31 protein-coding genes are annotated in these 25,382 nt (G+C 62.8%); 15 read left to right on the forward strand and 16 right to left on the reverse strand.

Annotated features, from left to right (window positions below; genetic code table 11):
* Positions 1-3: 3 nt before the first annotated feature.
* Both hisH and hisB read right to left on the reverse strand, forming a co-directional pair.
* Positions 4-642 carry an imidazole glycerol phosphate synthase subunit HisH gene (gene hisH, locus ETQ85_RS17540; RefSeq protein ID WP_148580381.1) on the reverse strand — a complete coding sequence of 213 codons (639 nt, stop codon included), beginning with the start codon at positions 640-642 and terminating at the stop codon, positions 4-6.
* Positions 639-1,226: an imidazoleglycerol-phosphate dehydratase HisB gene (gene hisB, locus ETQ85_RS17545; protein ID WP_148580382.1), complete on the reverse strand. Its 588-nt coding sequence runs from the start codon at positions 1,224-1,226 to the stop codon at positions 639-641. Before hisB ends, hisH begins: the two co-directional genes overlap by 4 nt.
* A 110-nt stretch (positions 1,227-1,336) precedes the next feature.
* Here hisB and hisC point away from each other — a divergent pair, with 110 nt between their 5' ends.
* Entirely contained in the window at positions 1,337-2,428 is a 1,092-nt protein-coding gene (gene hisC, locus ETQ85_RS17550; protein WP_148580383.1) for a histidinol-phosphate transaminase, read from the forward strand.
* Between the two features lie 63 nt (positions 2,429-2,491).
* Here hisC and hisD read toward each other — a convergent pair whose 3' ends face one another.
* Positions 2,492-3,808 (reverse strand): histidinol dehydrogenase, encoded by a 1,317-nt coding sequence (gene hisD / locus ETQ85_RS17555; RefSeq protein WP_148580384.1) that lies wholly within the window; start codon positions 3,806-3,808, stop codon positions 2,492-2,494.
* The gene (gene hisG / locus ETQ85_RS17560) at positions 3,805-4,449 is read right to left on the reverse strand and encodes an ATP phosphoribosyltransferase (protein ID WP_148580385.1); all 645 of its coding nucleotides are present in this window, start codon (positions 4,447-4,449) and stop codon (positions 3,805-3,807) included. The genes hisD and hisG overlap by 4 nt, the downstream gene beginning before the upstream one ends.
* 174 nt (positions 4,450-4,623) lie before the next feature.
* Between hisG and rnk the strand changes: the two genes are divergently transcribed.
* Positions 4,624-5,007 (forward strand): nucleoside diphosphate kinase regulator, encoded by a 384-nt coding sequence (gene rnk, locus ETQ85_RS17565; RefSeq protein ID WP_148580386.1) that lies wholly within the window; start codon positions 4,624-4,626, stop codon positions 5,005-5,007.
* A 66-nt stretch (positions 5,008-5,073) separates the two neighbouring features.
* Here rnk and murA read toward each other — a convergent pair whose 3' ends face one another.
* The 10 genes from murA to ETQ85_RS17615 are packed head-to-tail and all read right to left on the reverse strand — an operon-like array spanning position 5,074 to position 12,129.
* Positions 5,074-6,324 carry a UDP-N-acetylglucosamine 1-carboxyvinyltransferase gene (gene murA, locus ETQ85_RS17570; protein ID WP_148580387.1) on the reverse strand — a complete coding sequence of 417 codons (1,251 nt, stop codon included), beginning with the start codon at positions 6,322-6,324 and terminating at the stop codon, positions 5,074-5,076.
* 14 nt (positions 6,325-6,338) lie between these two features.
* Complete coding sequence (locus tag ETQ85_RS17575; RefSeq protein ID WP_148580388.1) at positions 6,339-6,593, reverse strand: BolA family protein; 255 nt, start codon at positions 6,591-6,593, stop codon at positions 6,339-6,341.
* Positions 6,594-6,603: 10 nt separating this feature from the next.
* Positions 6,604-7,359 (reverse strand): ABC transporter permease, encoded by a 756-nt coding sequence (locus ETQ85_RS17580; RefSeq protein WP_148580389.1) that lies wholly within the window; start codon positions 7,357-7,359, stop codon positions 6,604-6,606.
* 6 nt (positions 7,360-7,365) lie between these two features.
* Positions 7,366-8,268 carry an ABC transporter ATP-binding protein gene (locus ETQ85_RS17585; RefSeq protein ID WP_148580390.1) on the reverse strand — a complete coding sequence of 301 codons (903 nt, stop codon included), beginning with the start codon at positions 8,266-8,268 and terminating at the stop codon, positions 7,366-7,368.
* Between the two features lie 16 nt (positions 8,269-8,284).
* On the reverse strand, positions 8,285-8,569 hold the full coding sequence (locus tag ETQ85_RS17590; RefSeq protein WP_148580391.1) for an STAS domain-containing protein: 285 nt from the start codon (positions 8,567-8,569) through the stop codon (positions 8,285-8,287).
* Positions 8,566-9,198 carry an MlaC/ttg2D family ABC transporter substrate-binding protein gene (locus ETQ85_RS17595; protein ID WP_148580392.1) on the reverse strand — a complete coding sequence of 211 codons (633 nt, stop codon included), beginning with the start codon at positions 9,196-9,198 and terminating at the stop codon, positions 8,566-8,568. The genes ETQ85_RS17590 and ETQ85_RS17595 overlap by 4 nt, the downstream gene beginning before the upstream one ends.
* Positions 9,195-10,007: an MlaA family lipoprotein gene (locus tag ETQ85_RS17600; protein ID WP_148580393.1), complete on the reverse strand. Its 813-nt coding sequence runs from the start codon at positions 10,005-10,007 to the stop codon at positions 9,195-9,197. The genes ETQ85_RS17595 and ETQ85_RS17600 overlap by 4 nt, the downstream gene beginning before the upstream one ends.
* 60 nt (positions 10,008-10,067) lie before the next feature.
* Positions 10,068-10,544 carry an outer membrane lipid asymmetry maintenance protein MlaD gene (gene mlaD, locus ETQ85_RS17605; RefSeq protein ID WP_148580394.1) on the reverse strand — a complete coding sequence of 159 codons (477 nt, stop codon included), beginning with the start codon at positions 10,542-10,544 and terminating at the stop codon, positions 10,068-10,070.
* Entirely contained in the window at positions 10,544-11,326 is a 783-nt protein-coding gene (gene mlaE, locus ETQ85_RS17610; RefSeq protein WP_148580395.1) for a lipid asymmetry maintenance ABC transporter permease subunit MlaE, read from the reverse strand. Before mlaE ends, mlaD begins: the two co-directional genes overlap by 1 nt.
* Entirely contained in the window at positions 11,326-12,129 is an 804-nt protein-coding gene (locus tag ETQ85_RS17615) for an ABC transporter ATP-binding protein (RefSeq protein ID WP_148580396.1), read from the reverse strand. The genes mlaE and ETQ85_RS17615 overlap by 1 nt, the downstream gene beginning before the upstream one ends.
* Positions 12,130-12,307: 178 nt before the next feature.
* Between ETQ85_RS17615 and leuS the strand changes: the two genes are divergently transcribed.
* The 9 genes from leuS to ETQ85_RS17660 all read left to right on the forward strand — a co-directional run bounded on the left by leuS (position 12,308) and on the right by ETQ85_RS17660 (position 20,372).
* Positions 12,308-14,929, forward strand: a complete 2,622-nt coding sequence (gene leuS / locus ETQ85_RS17620) for a leucine--tRNA ligase (protein WP_148580397.1) — start codon at positions 12,308-12,310, stop codon at positions 14,927-14,929.
* Positions 14,930-14,947: 18 nt separating this feature from the next.
* Positions 14,948-15,145, forward strand: coding sequence for a hypothetical protein (locus ETQ85_RS17625; protein WP_148580398.1), 198 nt, complete (start codon positions 14,948-14,950; stop codon positions 15,143-15,145).
* A complete protein-coding gene (locus ETQ85_RS17630; RefSeq protein WP_148580399.1) occupies positions 15,142-15,675 on the forward strand; it encodes an LPS-assembly lipoprotein LptE in 534 nt (177 codons plus the stop codon). Before ETQ85_RS17625 ends, ETQ85_RS17630 begins: the two co-directional genes overlap by 4 nt.
* Entirely contained in the window at positions 15,672-16,706 is a 1,035-nt protein-coding gene (holA, locus tag ETQ85_RS17635; protein WP_148580400.1) for a DNA polymerase III subunit delta, read from the forward strand. Before ETQ85_RS17630 ends, holA begins: the two co-directional genes overlap by 4 nt.
* A gap of 31 nt (positions 16,707-16,737) precedes the next feature.
* Complete coding sequence (locus tag ETQ85_RS17640) at positions 16,738-18,015, forward strand: glutamate-5-semialdehyde dehydrogenase (RefSeq protein WP_148580401.1); 1,278 nt, start codon at positions 16,738-16,740, stop codon at positions 18,013-18,015.
* 121 nt (positions 18,016-18,136) lie between these two features.
* Entirely contained in the window at positions 18,137-18,727 is a 591-nt protein-coding gene (locus ETQ85_RS17645; protein WP_148580402.1) for a chalcone isomerase family protein, read from the forward strand.
* Between the two features lie 113 nt (positions 18,728-18,840).
* Positions 18,841-19,266 (forward strand): methylated-DNA--[protein]-cysteine S-methyltransferase, encoded by a 426-nt coding sequence (locus ETQ85_RS17650; RefSeq protein WP_246128805.1) that lies wholly within the window; start codon positions 18,841-18,843, stop codon positions 19,264-19,266.
* Between the two features lie 86 nt (positions 19,267-19,352).
* The gene (gene ybaK / locus ETQ85_RS17655) at positions 19,353-19,844 is read left to right on the forward strand and encodes a Cys-tRNA(Pro) deacylase (protein ID WP_148580404.1); all 492 of its coding nucleotides are present in this window, start codon (positions 19,353-19,355) and stop codon (positions 19,842-19,844) included.
* A gap of 141 nt (positions 19,845-19,985) precedes the next feature.
* Positions 19,986-20,372, forward strand: coding sequence for an H-NS histone family protein (locus ETQ85_RS17660; RefSeq protein ID WP_148580405.1), 387 nt, complete (start codon positions 19,986-19,988; stop codon positions 20,370-20,372).
* 26 nt (positions 20,373-20,398) lie between these two features.
* On the opposite strand, the gene ETQ85_RS17665 is transcribed toward ETQ85_RS17660, so the two are convergent.
* Positions 20,399-20,794, reverse strand: a complete 396-nt coding sequence (locus ETQ85_RS17665) for a dihydroneopterin aldolase (RefSeq protein WP_148580406.1) — start codon at positions 20,792-20,794, stop codon at positions 20,399-20,401.
* 51 nt (positions 20,795-20,845) lie between these two features.
* On the opposite strand from ETQ85_RS17665, the gene plsY reads away from it, so the two are divergent.
* Positions 20,846-21,457 carry a glycerol-3-phosphate 1-O-acyltransferase PlsY gene (plsY, locus tag ETQ85_RS17670; RefSeq protein WP_148580407.1) on the forward strand — a complete coding sequence of 204 codons (612 nt, stop codon included), beginning with the start codon at positions 20,846-20,848 and terminating at the stop codon, positions 21,455-21,457.
* A 6-nt stretch (positions 21,458-21,463) separates the two neighbouring features.
* On the opposite strand, the gene tsaD is transcribed toward plsY, so the two are convergent.
* On the reverse strand, positions 21,464-22,489 hold the full coding sequence (gene tsaD, locus ETQ85_RS17675) for a tRNA (adenosine(37)-N6)-threonylcarbamoyltransferase complex transferase subunit TsaD (RefSeq protein WP_148580408.1): 1,026 nt from the start codon (positions 22,487-22,489) through the stop codon (positions 21,464-21,466).
* A gap of 132 nt (positions 22,490-22,621) precedes the next feature.
* Between tsaD and rpsU the strand changes: the two genes are divergently transcribed.
* The 3 genes from rpsU (at position 22,622) to dnaG (ending at position 25,346) form a co-directional block, all read left to right on the forward strand.
* Positions 22,622-22,834, forward strand: coding sequence for a 30S ribosomal protein S21 (gene rpsU, locus ETQ85_RS17680; RefSeq protein WP_079432811.1), 213 nt, complete (start codon positions 22,622-22,624; stop codon positions 22,832-22,834).
* Positions 22,835-22,990: 156 nt separating this feature from the next.
* Complete coding sequence (locus ETQ85_RS17685) at positions 22,991-23,437, forward strand: GatB/YqeY domain-containing protein (protein ID WP_148580409.1); 447 nt, start codon at positions 22,991-22,993, stop codon at positions 23,435-23,437.
* Positions 23,438-23,477: 40 nt separating this feature from the next.
* Positions 23,478-25,346, forward strand: coding sequence for a DNA primase (gene dnaG, locus ETQ85_RS17690; RefSeq protein WP_187394752.1), 1,869 nt, complete (start codon positions 23,478-23,480; stop codon positions 25,344-25,346).
* The last annotated feature ends 36 nt before the right edge of the window (positions 25,347-25,382 follow it).

Consider the following 25,382-nt stretch of genomic DNA (forward strand, 5'->3'; position numbering starts at 1 on the left):
AAATCAGGGCTTCCAGCACATGAAGTTCGACAGGAGTTGCAGCCCAGCTTGCGCGCTCTTTTCCGGATGGAATTGGATGGCGAAGATATTAGCCTGCGCTACCGCCCCGGTAAAGGGGATGCCGTAATCGGTTGTGGCAGCGACGAGGGCCGGATCGGCCGGATCCACGTAATAACTATGCACATAGTAGAAGCGGGCACCGTCTTCGATGCCATCCCAAAGGGGGTGGGCCTGCTTCTGCCACACCTCGTTCCAGCCCATGTGCGGCACCTTCAGGCGGGAACCATCAGCGGCCACCATTTTGTCGGCGGGAAAGCGGCGCACTTCACCCTTGAAGATGCCAAGACCAGGCACGTTGCCTTCTTCGCTGTGCTCGAAAAGCATTTGCTGGCCAATGCAGATACCGAGGAAAGGCTTGTTCTTGGCCGCTTCCAGCACCGCCGGGCGCAAGCCACGGGCGTCCAGTTCACGCATGCAGTCGGGCATCGCCCCCTGGCCGGGGAAGACCACCCGGTCAGCGGACAGCACTTCCTGCGGATCGGCGGTCACGACGATCGTCGCGTCGCTGGCCACATGCTCGATGGCCTTGGCCACGGAACGCAGGTTGCCCATGCCGTAATCGATGATCGCAACCTTGCTCATAGCGCCCCCTTGGTGGACGGCACCACGCCGGCCTGGCGCGGATCGGGCGTCACGGCCATGCGCAGGGCACGACCGAAAGCCTTGAAAACGGTTTCGCACTGATGGTGCGCGTTGCGCCCCTTCAGGTTGTCAATGTGCAGACTCACGCCGGCATGATTGACGAAGCCCTGGAAAAACTCATAAACGAGCTGGGTATCCAGTGCACCGATGGCACCGGCCGAGAAAGGCACATCGAACTCCAGCCCGGGGCGACCGGACAGGTCCACCACCACGCGGGACAGGGCCTCGTCGAGGGGCACATAGGCATGACCGTAGCGGGTCAGGCCCTTCTTGTCGCCGACGGCCCTGGCAAAGGCCTGACCGACGGTGATGCCCACGTCTTCCACCGTATGGTGGCCGTCGATGTGCAGATCGCCGACGGCTTCGATCTCGAGATCGAAGGTGCCGTGACGGGCGATCTGATCGAGCATGTGATCGAAGAAACCGATACCGGTGTTGAGCTGGCTGTTACCCGAGCCATCCAGGTTGATCTTGACCCGGATCTTGGTCTCAAGGGTATCGCGGGAGATTTCGGCTTGCCGCATTGCGCTATTTTCCAGAAGAACGGTCGGAACAGGGGATTGGATGGGGTCATGATAGCATTTAGTGTTTTCATCGTCCCTTGCGGCGCCACGCACCGCCGAGCACGCCAGCCATGAGCCGTTTCTGGAGCCCCGTCGTTCACGACTTGACCCCCTATGTTCCCGGTGAGCAGCCCAAGCTCGCCAACCTGGTCAAGCTCAACACCAACGAGAACCCCTACCCGCCCAGCCCTCGTGTGCTGGAAGCGATCCGCGACGAACTGGGCGAGAGCGCCGACAGCCTCAAGCTCTACCCGGACCCGACCGGCTCGCAACTGAAAGCCGCCGTCGGCCGGCACTTCGGCGTGCCGCCGGAATGGGTCTTCGTCGGCAACAGCTCGGACGAAGTCCTTGCCCATACCTTCCAGGCCCTGCTCAAGCACGACAAGCCCCTGCTCTTCCCGGACATCAGCTACAGCTTTTATCCGGTGTATTGCGGGCTGTACGGCATTGACTACGAAACCGTGGCACTGGACGAAGACTTCGCGATCTGCGTCGACGACTACCTCGCCCGTGGTGCAGCCAAGGTCGGCGCGGTAATCTTCCCGAACCCCAACGCCCCCACCGGCCGCCTGCTGCCGCTCGCCGACATCGCCCGCCTGGCGGCCGCCCTGCCCGACAGCCCGATTGTCATCGATGAGGCCTATGTGGATTTCGGCGGCCTGGATGTCATTCCCACCGCCGTCGGGCTGGTGAAGCAGCACCCGAACATCCTGGTTACCCAGACGCTCTCCAAATCGCGCTCGCTGGCCGGACTGCGGGTTGGCTACGCCATCGGCCAGCCGGAGCTGATCGAAGCGTTGACGCGGGTAAAGGACAGCTTCAATTCCTATCCGCTCGACCGCCTTGCCATCGTGGGCGCCAGCGCGGCGATGGACGACGCAGACTACTTCGACCAGACCCGTCGGCATGTAATTGCCAGCCGCGACGCGCTGAGCAACGGGCTCGCCGCACTGGGCTTTTCGGTTCTGCCCTCGGCCGCGAACTTCGTCTTTGCCCGTCACCCGGCCCGGGATGCCGCTGCGCTGGCCGCCGCACTACGCGAGCGCAGCATCATCGTGCGTCACTTCAAGGCCGCACGCATCGACCAGTTTCTGCGCATCACAGTCGGCACCGACGTCCAGTGCCGGCTGCTGCTCGATGCACTGAAGGAAATTCTCGCCTGACCCGCAGGTGCCAAGAAAAAGCCGCACCCTTGGGTGCGGCTTTTTTGCATCCGTCGCGGGCAATCAGCGCTTCAAACGCATCTCCGCCGAACGGGCGTGGGCCTGCAAGCCTTCACCGTGGGCCAGCACCGAGGCGATCCGCCCAAGCGTCTGTGCCCCCGCCTCGGATATGTCGATGAGGCTGGTACGCTTCTGGAAGTCATACACTCCCAGCGGGCTGGAGAAACGCGCGCTGCGCATGGTCGGCAGCACGTGGTTCGGACCGGCGCAGTAATCGCCCAGCGCCTCGACCGAGTAGTGACCGATGAAGATCGCCCCGGCATGGCGGATCTTGTCGACCCACTGGTAGGGATCAGCGAGGGACAACTCCAGGTGCTCCGGCGCGATGCGGTTGGCGATCTCGCAGGCTTCGTCGAGATCCTTCACAAGGATCAGCGCCCCCCGGTTCTTGAGGGACGTGGCGATGGTTTCGCGACGCGGCATCTCCGGCAACAGGCGGGTGATGCTCTCCTCCACGCGACCGATGAAGGCTTCGTCGGTACACAACAGGATGGACTGGGCCAGCTCGTCGTGTTCGGCCTGGGCGAAGAGATCCATCGCCACCCAGTCCGGATTGCCGGAACCGTCGGAGATGATCAGCACTTCGGACGGCCCGGCCACCATGTCGATGCCAACGGTGCCGAACACTCGCCGCTTGGCAGCCGCCACGTAAGCGTTGCCCGGACCGACGATCTTGTCCACCTGCGGGATGGTTGCCGTACCGTAGGCCAGTGCGGCCACAGCCTGGGCGCCACCGATGGTGAACACCCGGTCGACGCCAGTGATGGCGGCAGCGGCCAGCACCAACTGGTTCTTCTGGCCGTGGGGCGTCGGCACCACCATGATCAGTTCGCCGACGCCAGCCACCTTGGCCGGCACCGCATTCATCAGCACCGAACTGGGATAGCACGCCCGACCGCCCGGCACGTAAAGGCCAACGCGATCCAGCGGAGTGATCTTCTGGCCGAGACGGGTGCCGTCCATGCCCGGGGATTCATCGGTGTAGCGCCACGACTCCTGCACCTGACGTTCGTGATAGCTGCGCACACGGCCGGCAGCCAGCTCCAACGCATTGCGCTGCTCGGCACCGAGGCCGGCCAGCGCGGCGGCCAACTCGCTCTTCGGCAGTTCGAGCGCAGCCATGTCGGGCGCATCGAGGTGGTCGAAGCGGCGGGTGTACTCGACGACCGCCGCATCGCCATCCCGCCGCACCGTCTGCAGGATGTCGGCGACGGCCAGTTCGATCGCCGCGTCGGTACTGCCTTCGAAGGCCAGCAGGGCATCGAGGGTGGCAACAAAACCGGAATCGGTGGACGACAGACGACGAATCTGGGCACTCATGGCTTGATGGCTCCGGCAAAGGCCTCCAGCACCGGCTGGATCAACTCACGCTTGAGCTTGAGGGAGGCCTGATTGACAACGAGGCGGGAGCTGATGGGCATGATGTCCTCCACCTCGACCAGATTGTTGGCACGCAGGGTGTTGCCGGTGGACACCAGATCGACGATGGCATCGGCCAACCCAACCAGCGGCGCCAGCTCCATGGAACCGTAGAGCTTGATCAGGTCCACGTGCATGCCCTTGGCGGCAAAGTGTTCCTTGGCCGCCTTGACGTACTTGGTCGCCACGCGGATGCGCGCACCGCGCTTGACGGCCGCGGCGTAGTCGAAATCCTTTTGCACCGCCACGCACAAACGACACTTGGCGATGTTCAGGTCGAGGGGCTGGTACAGCCCGGCCCCGCCGTGTTCGATCAGCGTGTCCTTGCCGGCGATACCCATGTCGGCGGCACCGTACTGCACGTAAGTCGGCGTATCGGTGGCGCGCACGATGACCAGCCGCACATCCGGCCGGTTGGTGCCGAGAATGAGCTTGCGCGATGTATCCGGATTGTCGGTCGGGGTGATCCCTGCGGCGGCCAGCAGCGGCAAGGTTTCTTCGAAGATTCGGCCCTTCGAAAGGGCGAGCGTAATGCCGTTCAAGATGATGATCTGTCTGCGTAAAAAGTGATTCTAGCCGATTCGCGGCCAGGTCCGCACCGAGGTATCCAGGAAGGCATTTGTTCCGCGGCGCCCCTTCTGATAGCCTTGACCCCATGGCTGAACCGCTGAAGCGGGTTCGGCCATTTTCTTTTCCTTCACTCCGGAGAGTTTGACATGAAACCCGAAATCATCGTTTCAACCCACGATCTCGAACGCCTGGAAGGCCTGCTCTCAAAGCCGCCGACCCGCAACCGCAGCGATCTCGACGACCTGCGCGCCGAACTCGATCGCGCCAATGTACTCGACAGCGACGCCATGCCCGACAACGTCATCACGATGAACAGCCGCGCCCGTTTCCGCGAGGAAACATCAGGCCGCGAATACGAACTGACCCTGGCCTGGCCCCAGGACGCCAGCGCGGCCGATGGAAAAGTCTCCATCTTCTCGCCAGCCGGCAGCGCCCTGCTCGGCCTCTCGGCCGGCCAGCACATTGACTGGCAAACACCAGAAGGCCATGCCATCAAGCTCACGGTACTGGCAGTAAGCCCGGCCAGCTGAGCCGGACGCCCAAGGCGTCCGAAGCCTCCCGACATGGGCCGCAGCAAGCGGCCCACCTCACGAATTTCAGCGCAGACGACGCACCCGGGCCCCCAGCGCACTGAGTTTTTCCTCAAGCCGCTCGTAACCCCGATCGAGATGATAGATCCGCTCGATGGTGGTTTCACCTTCGGCAACCAGGCCGGCAATGATCAGACTGGCCGAAGCACGCAGATCGGTCGCCATCACCGTGGCGCCCTCGAGCTTCGCAACGCCCTTCACCACCGCCGTGTTGCCGTCGATGCGAATGTCGGCGCCGAGGCGCTGCAGTTCGACCGCGTGCATGAAGCGGTTTTCAAAAATGGTTTCACGGATGATCGAGGTGCCGTCGGCCACGGCGTTGATCGCCATGAACTGGGCCTGCATGTCGGTCGGGAAGGCCGGGTACGGGGATGTACGCAGGCTCACCGCAGCAAGGCGGGCCGGCCCCTTGAGGCGGATCGCGTCACGTTCGGCGGTCACTTCACAACCGGCATCCATCAGCTTGTCGATGACCGAATCCAGGTAGCTGGCCGAGGTGCCGGTCAGGCGCACTTCGCCGCCCGTAACAGCCGCGGCACACAGGTAGGTGCCGGTCTCGATGCGGTCGGGCATGACCCGGTGGGTGGCCCCGTGCAGGGCGTCCACGCCCTGGATGCGGATCACATCACCACCGGCGCCGGAAATGCGCGCGCCCATGGCGACCAGACAGTTGGCCAGGTCGACGACTTCCGGCTCGCGGGCGGCGTTCTCGATGACGGTCTCGCCGTCGGCCAGACAGGCGGCCATCATCAGGTTTTCAGTGCCGGTCACCGTCACCATGTCGGTGAACAGGCGCGCGCCCTTCAGGCGGGGCACCTTGGCGTGCACGTAACCGTGCTCCACCTTGACCTCGGCGCCCATGGCCTGCAGGCCCTTGATGTGCTGGTCCACCGGCCGCGCACCGATGGCACAGCCACCGGGCAGGCTCACCCGGGCCTCACCGAAGCGAGCCACCAGCGGGCCGAGCACCAGGATGGAAGCACGCATGGTCTTGACCATTTCGTAGGACGCGACCGGGTTGTCCACCCCGCTCGCATCCAGCGTGACGACGTCGGCATCGCGGCTGACCTTCACGCCCATCTGCTCGAGCAGGCGCAGCAGCGTACCGATGTCGTTCAGACGCGGCACGTTGGTAAAGGTCACCGGCTCCTTGGTCAGCAGCGCCGCACAGAGGATCGGCAGGGCTGCATTCTTGGCGCCGGAAATGGCGATCTCGCCCGACAGGCGGGTGCCGCCTTCAATCAACAGTTTATCCATGCATCAATGGGCGTTCAGCCCAGTTCCTTCAGCAATTCGGCCCACTGGCCGGGAGTAAAGGTGGTCAGCTGGAGAGCGTGGATCTCGTTGCCCATCAGCTTGCCGAGGGTGGCGTAAACCAGCTGATGCTGACGCACGCGCGGCTTGCCGTCGAACTCGGGGCTGACCACGATGCCCGAGAAGTGGGTGCCGTCTTCACCTTCGATTTGCAGGAATTCGCAATGGAGTCCGGCCACGATGAGCCGTTCGATTTCACTAGCTTGAAACATTTTCTAATCCTCAGGCCCGCAGTTTGTAGCCCCTGGCAAGCATTTGCAGGGTAATGATTGCGAGCACGATAAAACAGACTGTCACTACTCCGATGCTCATCCAGGGAGAGACATCGGAGACCCCGAAAAATCCGTAGCGGAACCCGTCAATCATGAAGAAAAACGGGTTGAAATGCGAGACGCCCTGCCAAAAATCCGGCAGGGAATGAATCGAGTAGAACACGCCGGAGAGCATCGTCAGCGGCATGATCAGGAAGTTCTGAAAGGCGGCGAGCTGGTCGAACTTGTCAGCCCAGATCCCGGCAATCACCCCCAGGCTGGCCAGGAAAGCGCCGCCAATCAGCGTGAAAGCGACAATCCACAGCGGCTCGGCCACACTGAAGGACGCAAACGGCAGCGACACCAGCAGCACGCCCAGCCCGCACATGGTGCCACGCAGCACGGCCGCCAGCACGTAGGCCATATAGAACTCCCGGTAGGAGATCGGCGGAAGCAGCACGAACACGATGTTGCCGGTGATCTTGCTCTGAATGAGAGACGAGGAACTGTTGGCGAAGGCGTTCTGCAACACCGTCATCATCACCAGGCCGGGCACCAGGAAGGCCGTGTAACTGACACCCGGATAGGGCTGGACGTGATCCTCCAGCACATGACCGAAGATCAGCAGGTAGAGCACTGCGGTGAGCACCGGCGACAACACGGTCTGGAAACCCACCTTCCAGAAACGCAGGCACTCCTTGTATAACAGGGTCTTGAAGCCTTCCATGGATCCTCAGTTCTGATTCATCACGCCGACGAAGACCTGTTCCAGGTCCGGCTTGCCGATCGCCATGTCGACGATTTCCGCACCGGCGGATTTCAGGCCGGCGAGGAGCTGGCCGACGTCGTCGAAGCGCTCGAAGGCGAGTTCAAGATCGACGCCGTCGCACTTGACCACCTGGGCGGCCAGCGCCTCGGGCAAAACGACGGCGGCGGCGAGGCGCACCTGCAAATTATGGCTGGCGAAGCGCTGGAGCAGATTGGCGGTGGTATCGAGGGCCACCACCCGTCCGGCCTTGAGCATGGCGATGCGCCCGCACAGGGACTCGGCTTCTTCCAGATAATGGGTGGTCAACACGATGGTATGACCATCGCGGTTGAGCTTGCGGATGAACTGCCACAGGCCGTGACGCAACTCCACATCGACACCGGCGGTGGGTTCGTCAAGGACGATTACGGGGGGGCGGTGCACCAGCGCCTGAGCCACCAGCGCCCGCCGCTTCATGCCACCGGAGAGCAGGCGCATGTTAACGTCACCCTTCGAGGTCAGATCCAGGCTGTGAAGGATTTCGTCGATCCAGGCGTCATTGTTGCGAATCCCGAAATAGCCAGACTGGATGCGCAGCATCTCGCGCACCGAGAAAAAGGGGTCAAACACCAGTTCCTGCGGCACCACGCCGAGGGCCAGGCGAGCGGCGCGGTAATCATGCACCACGTCGTGGCCCATCACTTCAAGCGTGCCGGAGTCGGCCCGGGCCAGCCCGGCCAGCGTCGAGATGAGGGTCGTTTTGCCGGCGCCATTGGGGCCGAGGAGACCGAAGAACTCACCCTGCGCCACTTCCAGATCCACCCCGGCCAGGGCCTGAAGGGAACGGAAACGCTTGGTGACACCGGCAATGCGGATCGCAGGACTCATGAACGGTACGGAAGGCTCAGGGAGCCAGCGGAAGAATGGCGTCGACGTCGTAGAGGGACGCAAGACTGACCAGCGCCGGCGGGGCGTGATCGATGGAAAGCTGCCGCCCGGCAGCCCTGGCGGCCCGTACCCAGCTGAGCAGCAGGGCCAGGGCGGCAGAGTCCACGTGGGTTACCGCAGACAGATCGACCACCCGATCGGCCTCGACCACCTGGGCACGGCCCTCCTCCACCACCCCGGCAACCGTGGCGATGGTGAGCGGGCCGGAAAGGCTCAGGCGATTGCCTTCCGCATTGATCATTTCTTGGCCGACACCGCGGGGTCGATCTGCTTGTTCTTGTCTTTGAGGGACTTGATCAGGCCGTCGATGCCGCCGCTGCGCACCTCCTGGCCGAAGCTGTCCCGATAGTTGGTGACCAGGCTCACGCCCGCCACCATGACGTCGTAGACCTTCCAGTTGTCGCCCTGCTTTTCCAGGTTGTAGTCAATCTGCACCGCCTTGGCGCCCGGCTGACGAACTTCCGTGCGGACGATCACGTCGGTCTCTTCCGGCTTGGCCTTGAGCGGCTTGAAGTCGATCTGCTGGTTGCGGTACTGGGTCAGGGCGTTGGAATAGGTGCGCACCAGCAAGGTCTTGAACTCATTGGTCAACACCGCCTTCTGGTCGGCATTGGCCTGTTTCCAGTCCTTGCCCACGGCCAGACGGGTCATGTGAGCGAAATCGAAATACGGCAGCACCTTGGTTTCGACCAGCTCAACGGCCTTGCGGGTGTCGCCAGACTGAATCGCCTTGTCCTGACGAACGATGGTGATCACATCGTCGGTGACGCTCTTGACCAGTGCGTCGGGCGCAATGGCATCGGCAAAAGCATTGAACTGGATACCGATACCAAGAGCCAGCGCGGCCAGCAGGGAAGCAACTTTTTTCATTCCTGATTCTCTTTCTTGTCGGGAGCTGCGGGGACTTCAGCCGTTGCGGCCAGCGTAGCGCCGGCATCGTCGACGCGCGCTTCCTCGTCATCGGGATCCTTCACCCGCGGAGGCTGACCGTCGTAGATCTGGTTCAGGCGGTACTGCATGTAGAAACTGCGCATGTAGCCGTACTTGTCCAGCGCCGCCTGGTCGGCCGTGGTGTCGGCACCAAGGAGTGCAGCGCGGCGGTTCACGAAGCGCAGGCCGGACAGGGAATTGCGCGTGGCGACCTCATTCACCTGCCAGACCGGATCGACACTCAGATCAATGTACAAACCCACGCTATCCCGCAAATTGCTCGAACCGAGAAAGGGCAAGACGATGTAGGGACCATCGCCGACGCCCCAGAACCCGAGGGTCTGACCAAGATCTTCTTCGTGCTTCTCAAGCCCGAGCTCGGTCGCAATGTCGAAAACCCCCAGCAACCCGACCGTACTGTTGACCAGGAAACGACCGCCATCGGAAGCACCGTCGACAAACTTGCCCTGCAGCAGGTTGTTCGCGCCGATCCACAAGTCGCCGATATTGCCGAAGAAATTGCCGACTCCGGTCTTTACCGGCAGGGGCGCAAAGTCATACACCTGTGCCGCCGGACGCATCACGTACTTGTCGGCGACTTCGTTGAAACGGAAGGTGGCCCGGTTCAGAGGCTCAAGGGGATCCTTCGGATGCCCGCCAGGCCCGGCACAGGCCGTCAGTCCAAGGCCGAGCGCGAGCGTTGCAACGCTCTGCAGCAGGGCCCTCGATGCAGCTTTCCTGTTTTTCATTTCCTGTTCCACGCACGGAATGACCCGCATCGCGCTCTCTGTGGCCGTTGCCGCCAGCCCTTACTTGGCCGGAGCCGGCTCGCCGTCTGCCGCCTTGTTGAACATGAACTGGCTGATCAGCTTTTCAAGCACAACGGCGGACTGGGTTTTTTTGATGACATCGCCGGGCGCCAGGGTCTTCTCTTCACCGCCCGGATCAAGGCCAAGATACTGCTCGCCCAGCAAGCCGGACGTCAGGATGTTGGCGAAGGTATCGGTCGGAAACTTGTAGCGCCCATCAACGGTAAAGACCACTTCCGCCTGGAAGTGTTCATTGTCGTAGCGAATTTCCGACACGCGCCCCACCAGCACGCCGGCGCTTTTCACCGGAGCACGCGCCTTGAGCCCGCCGATATTGTCGAAGCGGGCGCTCAGGGTATAGGGCGACTGGATGTCGGAACCGGAAATACTGCCTACCTTCAGCGCCAGGAACAGCAGCGCGGCGATTCCCATCGCCACGAAAACACCGACCCAAAGATCGAGCGTCGTGCGACTCATCATAGACCTCGGAACATGAAAGACGTCATTACAAAATCGATTGCCAGAATGGCCAGCGCCGAACTCACCACCGTACGCGTGATCGCCCGGGAGACCCCCTCGGCGGTCGGCACACAGTCATAACCTTCAAATACCGCAATCAGGGCTACCGCCACACCGAATACCGTGCTCTTGATCACCCCGTTGAGCACGTCATAGCGAAAATCCACTGCCGCCTGCATCTGCGACCAGAAGGCACCATTATCGACGCCGATGAACACCACGCCGATCAGCCAGCCACCGAACACCCCCATCGCCGAAAACAGCGCAGCCAGCAGCGGCATCGACAACACGCCACCCCAGAAGCGCGGCGCCACCACGCGGGCGATCGGGCTGACCGCCATCATGTCCATGGCCTTGAGCTGCTCGGTCACCTTCATCAAGCCGATCTCGGCCGTCACCGCCGAACCCGCCCGGCTGGCGAAGAGCAGACCGGCCACCACCGGGCCCAGTTCCCGCACCAGAGACAAGGCCACCAGCGTCCCCAGCGATTCACTTGCCCCGTAGCGCTGCAGCGTCTCGTAGCCCTGCAGTCCAAGCACCAGACCGACGAACAGACCGGACACCAGAATGATCAGCAGCGACATCACGCCGCTGAAATACAGTTCGCGGAGCGTCAGGTGCAGACGCGTGAAGGACTGGCCGGAATAACGCAGGATCAACCAGAAAAAGCGGGCGATGAAGCCCAGTTGCCACACCCCGTCGATCGCCATCGACCCCAGCTTGCGGAACACGCCCCCCATCAGGCCGGCCCTCCGGTCAGCGCAGTGGCGTAGTCGTCAGCCGGGTAATGGAAGGGCACCGGGCCATCGGCCTCGGCGTGAACAAACTGGTGCACAAAGGGATCGGTCGTATGGCGAATCTCGTCCGGCGTACCTTCAGCCACCACACGCCCCTCCGAGATGAAGTAGATGTAATCGACAATCAGCAGGGATTCCTGGATGTCGTGGGTAACGATCACCGAACTGGCCCCGAGGGCATCGTTCAGGCGGCGGATCAACTGACCGATCACGCCGAGGGAAATCGGGTCGAGACCGGTAAACGGCTCGTCGTACATGAGCAGCATCGGGTCGAGGGCAATGGTGCGTGCCAGCGCCACGCGTCGCGCCATGCCGCCGGACAGCTCCCCCGGCATCAACTTCGCGGCGCCGCGCAGGCCAACCGCATGCAGCTTCATCATCACCAGGTCGTTGATCAATTCGGGCGGCAGATCGGTGTGCTCGCGCAGCGGAAAGGCCACGTTGTCAAACACCGTCATGTCAGTAAACAAGGCGCCAAACTGGAACAGCATGCCCATGCGCCGGCGCATGGCATACAAGTCTGCCCGGTTGAGCCCGGCGACATCCTGACCGTCCACCGTCACCTGCCCGCTCACGGCACGTTCCTGACCACCGATCAGACGCAACAGCGTGGTTTTGCCGCACCCACTACCGCCCATGATCGCGACCACTTTACCGCGGGGAATCGACAGGGAAATGTCGCGCAGGATCGTCCGTTCGCCATAGGCGAAACGCACGTTCTCAAGACGGACGAGGGGCTCGGACATGGAAAAATGTTGCGACGCGGGAGGCGGATTGTAGCAGAGGCATTCTGGCCTGACATGCGGGAAAGACCTACAACACCTAGAAATACCCCGTCACATCAAGGTCTTGAGCGTGTCAAACCGGCCACGGCAGGACCAGTTTATAATTAGCGGTTTCGTACCATCTGCGCATCCCCAGCCCATGCAGGACAAATACCTCCCCGCCGACATCGAACGTGCCGCCCAGCAGCATTGGGACAGCAGCGAAGCCTTCCGCGTTTCCGCCGACGCCACGAAGCCCAAGTACTACTGCCTGTCCATGTTCCCCTACCCTTCGGGCAAGCTGCACATGGGGCATGTGCGCAACTACACCATCGGCGACGTGCTGTCGCGCTTCCACAAGATGAAGGGCTTCAACGTCCTGCAGCCGATGGGCTGGGACGCCTTCGGCCTGCCCGCCGAAAACGCCGCGATCAAGAACCAGGTGCCGCCGGCCAAGTGGACCTACGACAACATCGCCTACATGAAGCAGCAGCTCAAGTCGCTCGGCTTTGCCATCGACTGGAGCCGCGAGCTGGCCACCTGCACCCCCGAGTACTACAAGTGGAACCAGTGGCTGTTCCTGCGCATGCTCGAAAAGGGCGTTGCCGAACGCAAGACCCAGGTGGTTAACTGGGATCCGGTCGACCAGACCGTGCTCGCCAACGAGCAGGTCATCGACGGCCGCGGCTGGCGCACCGGCGCGCTCGTCGAAAAGCGCGAGATCCCCGGCTATTACCTCAAGATCACCGACTACGCCGACGAGCTGCTGGGCGACCTGGACGAGCTGACCGGCTGGCCCGAGCGCGTCAAGCTGATGCAGGCCAACTGGATCGGCAAGAGCACTGGCGTGCGCTTCGCCTTCAGCCACGCAGTCAGCGATGAAAACGGCCTGATCGGCGACGGCAAGATGTGGGTGTTCACCACCCGCGCCGACACCATCATGGGCGTCACCTTCTGCGCCGTGGCCGCCGAGCATCCGCTGGCCCTGCATGCCGCCAAGAGCAACCCGGAGCTCGCCGCCTTCATCGAGAAGTGCAAGCACGGCTCGGTGATGGAAGCCGACATGGCCACCATGGAGAAGGAAGGCCTGCCCACCGGCCTGTTCGTCACCCATCCGCTCACCGGCAAGCAAGTGGAAGTGTGGGTCGGCAACTACGTGCTGATCAGCTACGGCGACGGTGCCGTGATGGGCGTCCCCGCCCACGACGAGCGGGATTTCGCCTTCGCCAAGAAATACGGCCTGCCGATCGAGCAGGTTGTCGCCGTCGGCGACAAGGCCTATTCGCTGGACGCCTGGCAGGAGTGGTACGGCAGCAAGGACGGCCACTGCGTCAATTCCGGCAAGTACGATGGTCTCTCCTACGCTGACGCGGTAGACGCCATCGCTGCCGACGTGGCCGCCAAAAACATCGGCGAGAAGAAGGTCCAGTGGCGTTTGCGCGACTGGGGCATCTCCCGCCAGCGCTACTGGGGCTGCCCGATCCCGATCATCCACTGCGACGACTGCGGCTCCGTGCCGGTGCCCGACGACCAGCTCCCGGTGAAGCTGCCGGAAGACTGCGTGCCGGACGGCTCCGGCAACCCGCTGCACAAGCGCCTCGACTTCCTGCACGTCGATTGTCCCAAGTGCGGCAAGCCGGCCCGTCGCGAAACCGACACCATGGACACCTTCGTGGATTCGTCCTGGTACTACGCCCGCTACGCCACCAGGTTCGGCGCCGACAAGATGGTCGACGAGGAAACCGACTACTGGATGACCGTCGACCAGTACATCGGCGGCATCGAGCACGCCATCCTGCACCTGCTCTACTCCCGCTTCTGGACCAAGGTGATGCGTGACGTGGGTCTGGTCAGCTACCGCGAGCCCTTCGCCCACCTGCTCACCCAGGGCATGGTTCTCAACAACGCCTTCTTCCACAAGCCCGAAGGCGGCGGCAAGAACTACTTCTGGGAAAGCGAAATCGACATCCAGAAGGACGCCAAGGGCCACATCACCGGCGCCACGCTGAAGAAGGATGGTTCGACGCTGGAACATGAGCTCACCACCATGTCCAAGTCGAAGAACAACGGCGTGGACCCGCAGTCGCTCATCGAACAATACGGCGCCGACACCGCGCGCTTCTTCATGATGTTTGCCGCCCCGCCGGAGCAGACCCTCGAATGGTCCGACGCGGGTGTCGAAGGCGCCTACCGCTTCCTGCGCCGCGTGTGGAGCTTCGGCCACCTGTTCGCCACCGAGATCCGCCCGCAAATCGGCGCCCAGCGCGGCCTCGCCAACGCCAAGCTGCCGGAAGAACTCGCCGCCTTCCGCCGCGAGATCCACCTGCTTCTGAAGCAGGCCAACTACGACCTGGGCAAGCAGCAGTTCAACACCGTGGCCTCGGCCACGATGAAGATGCTCAACGCCATCGAAAAGGCTCCGCGCCAGGGCGCCCTGGCCGCCGAAGTGCTCGAGGAATGCTTCGGCATCCTGCTGCGCGTCCTGTCGCCGCTGACCCCGCACATCAGCCACGCCCTGTGGCAACAGCTCGGCTACGGTGATGACATCCTCGCCGCCGCCTGGCCGGAGCCGCTCGACGCCGCCCTGGTGCAGGACGAAATCGAGCTGATGCTGCAGGTCAATGGCAAACTGCGTGGGTCCCTGCGGGTACCGGCTGATGCAGCCAAGGACGCCATCGAGGCGGCCGCCGTCGCCCACGAAGCGGCCATCAAGTTCATGGAAGGCAAGGCGCCCAAAAAAGTCGTGGTCGTGCCCGGTCGCCTCGTCAATATCGTCTGCTGACAAACGGAGGGTCGCGCCATGCGTCTCGTCATCTGCCTGATTCTGGCTTTCGTGCTTGCCGGCTGCACCAGCAGAGCTTTTTACGAAGGCCTGCGGGAAGAGAACACCCGGCGTCAGTACGAGCCGGGGCGCGACATCGTCCGTGACCCTCCACCGCCAAGCTACGACGCTTACGAGAAAGAACGCCAGCGCCTCAAGGAGGAACCGCGTAAATGACCCATCCGCTGCACTCACCCGGCCGTCGCCGGGCCCTTTTTCTTCTCGGCGCCGCACCGCTGCTTGCCTCCGGCTGCGGCTTCCAGCTGCGCGGCCCGCGCCCGCTGCCCTTCGAGTCGATCTACCTGGGCATGTACCAGTATTCCGATCTGGCTGCGGCAATCCGGCGCCAGATCCGCGCCGGCAGCACCACCGTCATCGCCGAAAAACCCGAAGACGCCCAGGTGCGCCTCGAAGTGCTCGCCGACGCCAAGGAAAAAGCCATCCTGGCCCTCAACACCCAGGGCCGCGTGCGCGAGTACCAACTCCGCCAGCGCTTCACCTTCCGGCTCGTGGACAACAGCGGCCAGGAAATCATGGCCCCCAACGAGATTTTCCTGCGCCGCGACCTGGCCTTCGACGACTCCCAACTGCTCGCCAAGGAACAGGAAGAGATCCTGCTCTATCGCGACATGCAGAGCGATCTGGTTCAGCAACTGATGCGCCGCCTCGCCGCCGCCAAAATGCCCGCGGCCAAACCCCAGCCGTGAACCTGCGCCCCGAGCAACTTTCCGCCCAGCTCGCCAAGCCCCTCGCCCCGCTCTACATCCTCCACGGCAACGAGCCGCTGCTGGTGCTCGAGGCCGGCGATGCGGTACGCGCAGCCGCCCGCAAGCAGGGCTATGCCGAACGGGAAGTGCTGGTCGCCGGCCAGGGTTTTCGCTGGGACACCCTGCAGTCCGCCGCCGGCAACCTGTCCCTGTTCGGCGAAAGCAAACTGGTCGACCTGCGCATCCCCAACGGCAAGCCCGGCCGTGACGGTGGCGACGCACTGCAGCGCTACGCCCGTCATCTGGACGACGGCATCGTCACCCTGATCAGCCTGCCCGAACTCGACTGGGCCGCCCGCAAGGCGGCGTGGTTTGTCACCCTCGCCGAAGCCGGCGTGGTGGTCGAACTCAATGCGCCCGAACGCGAGCGTCTGCCCGACTGGATCGCCCAGCGCCTGGCCCGCCAGCAGCAGAAGGCCACCCCCGACGCCCTCGCCTTCATCGCCGAGCACATCGAGGGCAACCTCCTCGCCGCCCACCAGGAAATCCTCAAGCTCGGTCTGCTGCATGAGGCTGGCGAACTGTCCCTTGAAGCGGTTCGCGATGCGGTACTCAACGTCGCCCGCTACGACGTGGACAAGCTGCGCACCGCCCTGCTGGAAGGCGACGCAGCCCGCTGCGCCCGCCTCCTCGAAGGCCTCAAGGGCGAAGGCGAAGCACCGCCGCTGGTACTGTGGGCCCTTGCCAACGAAATCCGCACCCTCGCCAATCTGCGCCAGGGCATGGACGAAGGCCAGCAACTGCAAGGTCTGCTGAAGGCCGAACGGGTCTTCGAGGAGCGCCGCAAACAGGCCATTCAGCGCGCCCTGCCACGCCTCGCCTCCGGCACCCTGCGCACAGCCATCTTGCACGCCGCCAAAATTGACAGGATGATCAAGGGCCTGGCCGGTGGCGACGTATGGGACGAATTCCTCCAGTTGTGCCTGCGCCTCACCCGCGGCTCAGCAAACCAGCCCCCGGCGCGGCGCTAAAGCCGCAACCAACGACCCAAAGCGAGACAAGATGGACATCAAGACCTACATGCAGACCGTCGGCCGCCAGGCTCGCGCCGCTTCCCGCGCCGTAGCTGCTGCCACCACCGACGCCAAGAACAAGGCCCTGCTGGCCATGGCTGCCGAAATCCGCGCCCGCAAGGCTGCGCTGTCCGCCGCCAACCAGCGCGACCTCGAAGAAGCCCGCGCCAACGGCCTCGAGCCGGCCATGATCGATCGCCTGACGCTCTCCGAAAAGGGCATCGAGTCCATGGCCCTCGGCCTCGAACAAGTCGCCGCCCTGCCCGACCCGGTCGGCGAAATGACCGACCTGAAGCGCCGCCCCTCCGGCATCAGTGTCGGCAAGATGCGCGTGCCGCTGGGCGTCATCGGCATCATCTATGAAGCCCGTCCCAACGTCACCGCCGACGCCGCCGCCCTGTGCCTCAAATCAGGCAATGCGGCCATCCTGCGTGGCGGCAAGGAAGCCCTGCATTCCAACCAGGCCATCGCTGAATGCGTGCGCGCCGGCCTCGCCGCCGCCGGCCTGCCCGAAGCGGCCATCCAGGTCGTCGACACCACCGACCGCGCGGCAGTTGGCGAACTCATCACCATGCCCGAGTTCGTGGACGTCATCGTCCCCCGCGGCGGCAAGGGCCTGATCGAACGCATCTCCCGCGAAGCCCGCGTACCGGTCATCAAGCACCTCGACGGCAACTGCCACGTTTACGTGGATGAGTTCGCCGATCCGGCGAAGGCCCTGGCCATCGTCGAAAATTCCAAGACCCAGCGCTACGGCACCTGCAACACCACCGAATCCCTGCTGGTGGATGCCGCTGTCGCCCAGTCCCAATTGCCCGCCATCGGCGCCATGCTGGCCGGCAAGGGCGTCGAACTGCGCGCCTGCCCGGCATCGCTGGCCATTCTGCGCGAAGGTGGGGTTGCGGAATCCCAGCTCAAGGAAGCCGTCGAATCCGACTGGACCGAGGAGTTCCTCGCCCCGATCATCGCCATCAAGATCGTCGCCGGCCTCGACGAAGCCATCGAGCACATCAACACCTGCTCGTCGCAACACACCGAAGCCATCGTCACCGAGAACTACACCCGGGCAATGCGCTTCCTGCGCGAAGTCGATTCTGCTTCGGTAATGATCAACGCCTCCACCCGCTTTGCCGATGGCTTTGAATACGGCCTGGGCGCCGAGATCGGCATCTCCACCGACAAGATCCACGCCCGCGGCCCGGTAGGCCTGGAAGGTCTCACCAGCCAGAAATGGATCGTCTTTGGCGACGGCCAGGTACGTAGCTGACAGCCTGACAAAAATCGCCCCGACCGGAAGTCTTCCCGGTTAAGATTCAAACGCCCGTTTTAACCGCATGAAAAAAGCGGCGAACGGGCGTTTGCACATCCAAACCATAAAGGAGACAGCCATGAAAACCGTTCTTCACCGACATTTGCGCCAGGCTCTGCTCGCCACCGCACTCATCATCGCCCTGCCCACCCACGCTGCGGATATCGCGGGCGTACGCTTCGACGACAAGGCCACGGTCGCCGGCAGCGAACTGGTCCTGAACGGCGCCGGCCTGCGCACCCGCTTCATGCTCAAGATCTACGCCATCGGACTGTATCTCCCGAAGCGCGCCGACAGTGCCGAGGCCGTCTCCACCACCAGCGGCCCCAGGCGTATCCAGATCGTCACCCTGCGTGAACTGACCGCCGAGCAATTCGCCGACGCACTCGTCGAGGGCCTGAAAAAGAATCACAGCGAGACCGAATTCATCAAACTGCAGGCCCGTGCCGACGATTTTCGCAATGCGCTACTGAGCCTTAAAACCGCCCCCAACGGCAGCCAGATTCGCCTTGAATGGCTGCCCGGCAGCGGCACCCGCTTATCCGTCGGCAATGAAATCCGCGGTAAGGACATTCCCGGCGAGGACTTCTTTCGGGCCCTCCTGCGTATCTGGCTGGGCGATAAACCAATCGATCAGGAGCTGAAAAACGCCCTCCTCGGAAAAGTCTGATTCCCTTGCCCGGCAGACAGTGCCGGGCGCAGAATTCACGCATGCCCACACGCACCACACGCCCCCCTGATTCCAGGCATTACTCCGCCGTAATGCCCACCCCATTCGGTCGAATGGGAATCGTGACCGCGGCCGAATGTGTTCAGGAAGTCGTTTTTCTCCCACCTGACCATCCACTCGTTGCCGCAGAGAATTCCCTCTCCGAGAAAACAGTTATTCAGCTGGCCCGCTACCTGAACGATCCCGACGCCCCCTTTGCCCTGCCCCTGGCCGCCCGCGGGAGCTTTTTCCGCCAGCGAATCTGGGCCGCAATATCCGCAATTCCCCGCGGAGAGACCCGAACCTACGGGGATCTGGCCAAAGCCGCCCAAAGCGCCGCACGGGCAGTCGGACAGGCCTGCGGAGACAATCCCTTTCCCCTCGTCGTTCCCTGCCACCGAGTCGTTGCCGCCACAGGAATCGGCGGCTTTGCCCATGATCGTGGCGGCTTTCTGATCGACGCGAAGCGCTGGCTATTGCGCCATGAAAGCGCTCCTTAAACCGGTCATACACCTCTTCGACAAAAACCCGACTACCAGGCCCCATTCCCCAACCCGCTGCATTTCATAAGGTCTTAATTTCAGCCATGGCCCGCCCAGACCTGCATGCCCCCGAAACGCCCGCGACCCGCTTCCTGCGCCAGCACAAGGCCGCCTTTTCCACTCATCTTTATACCTACGAGGAGCATGGCGGAACCAAGGTTTCCGCACGGGAACTTAATGTCGCCGAACATGCCGTCGTAAAGACCCTGGTGATGGAAGATGAAGAGCGCCGCCCCCTCGTTATATTGATGCACGGCGACCGCAAGGTTTCCACGAAAGAGCTTGCACGCCAGATCGACCGCAAGCACATCAGCCCCTGCGACCCCGCTGTCGCCCAGCGCCACACGGGTTACATGGTCGGTGGAACCTCACCGTTCGGCACAAAGAAAGTGCTTCCGGTATTCATGGAGCGGAGCATTCTGGATCTGCCACTCATTTACATCAACGGCGGAAAAAGAGGATTCCTCGTTGGGGTTCACCCCCATGACATCCTGCAGATGCTGCACCCCGGACTGGTTAACGTGGCACTGGAATGAATGAGAATAAAAAGACTTGCCAAACCATCAGCTAATAGTGGCAAAATAATCGGCAGAATAAAGGCCGGGAAAAACCGCCTGATTCACAGCACGTTCACATCAACTGATCGACAAAGCTAGAAGCCGAAGGAACACAACGCCATGGACATCTCCTCCCTTTCCCTTACCGAATTGCGTCGCCTCCAGACCAAAGTCGAAGCGGAGATTCGGCGTCGCTCCGACACCGCCAAGAAGGATCTGCTCAAGCGCATGCAAAAGCTGGCCGCCGAACACGGCATGAGCCTGAACGAAGTGCTTGGCCAGGAAGCCGCCGAAAAGCCCGTTGCGGCGCCGAAAAAGGCCGTCGCCAAACCGGCAGCCAAGAAAGCCGCCGCCAAACCCGCTTCGGTGATCAAGTTCCGTCACCCGGAAAACCCCGCCATTGGCTGGACCGGCCACGGCCGCAAGCCCCAGTGGGTCATTGACTGGCTGGCCCAGGGTAAGCCGCTCGACGAACTGCGCGCCGAAGCCACCGTCACTGCCGCCTGAAGCTGAATACCGCAGGCCTGCCAGTCTTAACGCGGCAGGCCTGCGGTCGGCGGATGATCGGGCGGTTCGGCACCATTGCGGCCACGCTCGATAAATACGCCGACGCGCCGAACGTCTTTCATCACGCCAATCTTTGCAATGGCAAGCTTCACCCACGGCGCACCGAATTCATCGAAAAGCAATTTCACGATGAATTCCCCCAGGGTTTCAATCAGATTGAATTGATGAACGGCCAGCTCCTCCCGGATGCGTTCAATCACCTTGGCGTAATCAATTGTGTCGGCAATATCGTCATGCTCGGCAGCCGCATCGGGCACACCAAAAGTCAGATTCAGCTCCAGGGGCTGCTCCGTCACCCGCTCACGCGGATAGATGCCAACCCGGGATTTGACCCGCAATGCCTCGATAAAAATGAAATCCATCGTCTGTCCCGGCTAAAATCGCGCCCATTCTAGCTGCGCATCGAAAAAAACATGCAACTCGCGCTTCTGCTCGTCGCCGCCTATCTGATCGGTTCCGTTTCCTTTGCCGTCGTCGTCAGCCGCCTTTTTGGCATGGCCGACCCGCGCAGCTATGGCTCGGGCAACCCCGGCGCCACCAACGTGCTGCGCAGCGGCAACAAACTGGCCGCCATCCTTACCCTGCTCGGCGATGCCTTCAAGGGCTGGCTGGCCGTCGTGCTGGCGCAGAGCATTGCACCATCCCTGGGCCTCGACGCGATGACAGCACCCGCCGCCGGCCTTGCCGCCTTCCTTGGCCACCTCTTCCCGGTCTTCCTGGCCTTCCGTGGCGGCAAGGGCGTCGCCACCGCCGCCGGCGTACTGCTGGGCGCCAGTGGCTGGCTTGGCCTGTCCATCCTCGGCGTATGGCTGGGCGTTGCCTTCACGCTACGCTACTCATCCCTCGCAGCCCTGTGCGCAGCCCTGGCCTCGCCCGGGCTGGCTTTTCTGTTCGGGCTTGGCGCCAACTGGATCCTTTCCATCAGCGTCATGTCAGGGCTGCTCCTGTGGCGCCACAAGGACAACATCAAGCGCCTTCTTGCCGGCGAGGAAAGCCGCATCGGCAGCAAGAAAAAGCAGGCCTGAAACCACTCAGGCCGGCGGAGTGATCTCCTGCAGGCTCCAGCGCGGCCGCACGGCGAAACAGCCATCCTCAGCGGGACCCCGCTCGCCGGCGATAAAGCGCAGTGCGCCGGCAAAGGCGATCATTGCCCCATTGTCCGTGCATAGCTCCAGCTCCGGGTAAAAGACACGGGCCTTGCGTTTCGCTGCCGCGGCATCCAGTTCTGCACGCAACATCAGGTTTGCACCGACACCGCCCGCCACGACCAATTGCTTCAAACCCGTGTGCTTCAATGCCGCCATGGATTTGGCGACCAGCACATCCACGGCCGCAGCCTGAAACTCGGCGGCCAGATCCGCCCGGTCGGCTGCGGTAAAATCAGGCGCAGTGGCCGCCGTCAGCACCGCCGTTTTCAAGCCGCTGAAGCTGAAATCGAAATCCTTGCTGTGCAGCATCGGACGGGGCAGCCTGAAACGCCCCGGTGCGCCTTCCAGCGCCAGTTTTGCCAGGGCCGGGCCCCCTGGATACGGCAGGCCGAGCAACTTGGCGGTCTTGTCGAAGGCCTCGCCAGCTGCGTCATCCACCGTTTCTCCAAGCAGCGTGTAATCGCCCACCCCGGCAACCCGCATCAACTGGGTGTGCCCGCCGGATACCAGCAGTGCCACGAAAGGAAAAACCGGCGGCGTGGCCGACAGCAGCGGCGAGAGCAGATGCCCTTCCAGGTGATGAACCGGCAGCACCGGCACGCCCAGCGCCACACCCAGCGCCTCGGCCACACTCGAACCGACCAGCAGCGCCCCCGCCAGCCCCGGACCCGCCGTATAGGCAATCGCATCAATGTCACCCATTACCAGCCCGGTCACCTCCAGCGTCTCCCGCAGCAGCAGGGGCAGGCGACGGATATGATCGCGGGACGCCAGCTCGGGCACCACGCCGCCATAGGCCGCATGGAGGTCGATCTGGGAGTGGAGACGATGGGCGAGAAGACCCTTGTCCGTGTCGTAGATGGCTACGCCGGTCTCGTCGCAGGAGGATTCAATACCCAGAACGCGCATGATCGGCCCGGAGAAAAAAGATGCCGATTTTACTCCGCGCCGGGCAATAAAGTGAAAAGTGGACTTGGTAGACCGAAACGACTTGTTTATACTCGTCGTTTTTCCGTCTAAAGAATTTTCGAGGAAGCACGCATGCCGGGTATTCGCGTCAAAGAAAACGAGCCGTTTGAAGTTGCCATCCGTCGCTTTAAGCGCACCATTGAAAAAGTGGGCCTGCTGCCCGAGCTCCGTTCCCGCGAGTTCTACGAGAAGCCGACTGCAGAGCGCAAGCGCAAGCTGGCTGCTGCCGTGAAGCGCCATCACAAGCGCCTTCGCAGCCAGACCCTGCCCCCGAAGATGTACTAAGCAACACCCAAGTACAGGCTTCCCGATCGCCACGCGATACGCGCATCTTGCGCGAGCGCGTGGCGTTTGTGCTTTTCCGTTGCGCTACGCACACCCGTCCCGAGCCATGCTCGGCAGACCCGTTTGCGGAACCCACCTGCAAGGAACTCCCCAGTCATGTCCCTGAAAGTACGGATCAACGACGACATGAAGGCCGCCATGCGCGCCAAGGATACGGCTCGCCTGTCCGCTGTGCGCCTGCTCCTCGCTGCCATCAAGCAGAAGGAAGTCGACGAGCGCATCGAACTGGATGACGCCGCCGTAATCACCGTCGTCGACAAGATGCTCAAACAGCGTCGGGATTCCGTTACCCAGTACGAAGGCGCCCAACGCTTCGATCTGGCCAGCGCCGAGCGTTTCGAGATCGAGGTTCTGACCGCTTACAAACCCGCCGGCCTGAGCGAAGAGCAGATTACCGCCATCGTTGACGACGCCATCAAGACTACCGGCGCCACCGGCCCAACCGACATGGGCAAGCTGATGGCCGTCCTCAAGCCGCAACTGGCTGGCAAGGCCGACATGGCCGACGTTTCGAAGCTGGTGAAATCACGACTCGGCAACTAGGATTCATGAGGGCTGCGCCCCAGCGCGCCAGCCGGACACCATGATTCCGCAATCCTTCATCCAGGATCTGCTCGCCCGCGTCGACATCGTCGAGGTCGTCGAGCGCTACTTGCCGCTCAAGAAAGGCGGGGCAAACTACTTTGCCTGCTGCCCTTTTCATGGCGAAAAGTCAGCCTCGTTCTCGGTGAGCCCAACCAAGCAGTTTTACCACTGCTTCGGCTGCGGCGTGCACGGCAGCGCGATCAGCTTCCTGATGGAATACAACGGCCTCGGTTTCATCGATGCCGTGAAGGAACTCGCCAGTACGGTGGGTATGGAAGTCCCGCAAGACGACTTCACCCCCAACCACGACCGGGCGCGGGATCAATCCCTGACCGAAGTCATGGCCCAGGCAACCCGCTTCTACAAAGAGCAACTCAAGCGCAGCCAGGTAGCCATCGACTACCTCAAGCGACGCGGCCTGACCGGCGAAATCGCTGCCCGCTACGGCCTCGGCTACGCACCGGAAGGCTGGCAGGCCCTGCAGGCAGCCTTCCCCGATTACAGCGCCGCCGCCCTGCTTGAGTGCGGGCTGGTCCTCGAAAACGAACAAAACCGCCGCTACGACCGCTTCCGCGACCGCATCATGTTCCCGATCCAGGACCAGCGCGGCAACGTGATCGGCTTCGGTGGCCGGGTCCTCGACAAGGGCGAGCCGAAATACCTCAATTCACCGGAAACGCCGCTCTTTGAAAAAGGGCGCGAACTCTACGGCATCGTCCAGGCCCGCCAGGCTATCCGCGACCAGGAATGCGTACTGGTGGTCGAAGGCTATATGGATGTGGTCGGCCTCGCCCAGTTCGGCGTCGGCAACGCGGTGGCCACCCTCGGCACGGCCGCCACCCCCAATCACATCCAGAAACTCCTGCGCCTTACCGACCGGGTCGTCTTCTGTTTTGACGGGGACGCCGCCGGCCGCCGGGCTGCCGGGCGAGCGATGGAAGTCAGTCTCGAACATCTGGCCGACAACAAGGCCCTCAGCTTCCTGTTCCTGCCGGAAGAACACGACCCGGACAGCTTCGTTCGCGCCGAAGGGCCGGACGCCTTCCGCGCCGCCATGACCCGCGCCCAGCCACTGGCCGATTTTCTCCTCGCCGAGTTGAAGAAGGAAGTCGATGTCAGCACCGCCGAAGGGTGCGCCAAACTGGTCCACGAGGCCAAACCGCTAGTCACCCGCATCGGCGCGCCGCTGCTGCGCCTGCAGGTCATCAAGATGCTCGCCGAAAGCGCCGGTTTCACCCAGGCCGAAGTCGAGCAGGCCTTCGGTCTCAAGCAGGCTTCCGCCCCGCCGCCACGCCGCTTCGACGAAGGCAACAGCTTCGAAAGCGGCTTCAACCGCGGCTTTGGCGGCACCGATGGCGGTGATCGCCCCTTCCGCGGCAAGCGCCGACAGGGCTCCGACTTTCCGCGCATGACACCGCGCCAGACGCCGCAAACCGCACTCGAAACCCTGCTCAAGCTCGTTGTACAGCACCCCGTATGGGCCGCCCGCCTGCCCATCGACCTGCTCTCCGACCACAGCCCGGAAGGCCGCGCACTAATCGCCATCACCGACGCCATGAGTGTCGGCGACCTGCCGACCCAGGGCGTCGGCGCGCTGCTTGAGCACTACCGGGACACCCCCCACGCCGACCTGCTCGCCCGCATGGCCGGCCAGTTGGCCGATTCTGCGTTCGATGATGCGCAAATCGAACACTTGTTCAACGACACACTCAACAAGCTGGAAGCCGACGCAATCAGCCGGCAAATTGACGTTCTGACCGCCCGCGAGCGAGAAAGTGGACTCAATCCAGCCGAAAGAAGACAGCTCGCAGAGTTACTGCTGCACAAACAGAAGCTCCGCGTACGCGCAAAAGTATCGGATTCGTAATATAATTTTCGGTTCGCGAAATTCGCCCGCCGATAC

It is taken from the genome of Zoogloea oleivorans, assembly GCF_008107625.1.
GTDB classification, from domain to species: domain Bacteria; phylum Pseudomonadota; class Gammaproteobacteria; order Burkholderiales; family Rhodocyclaceae; genus Zoogloea; species Zoogloea oleivorans.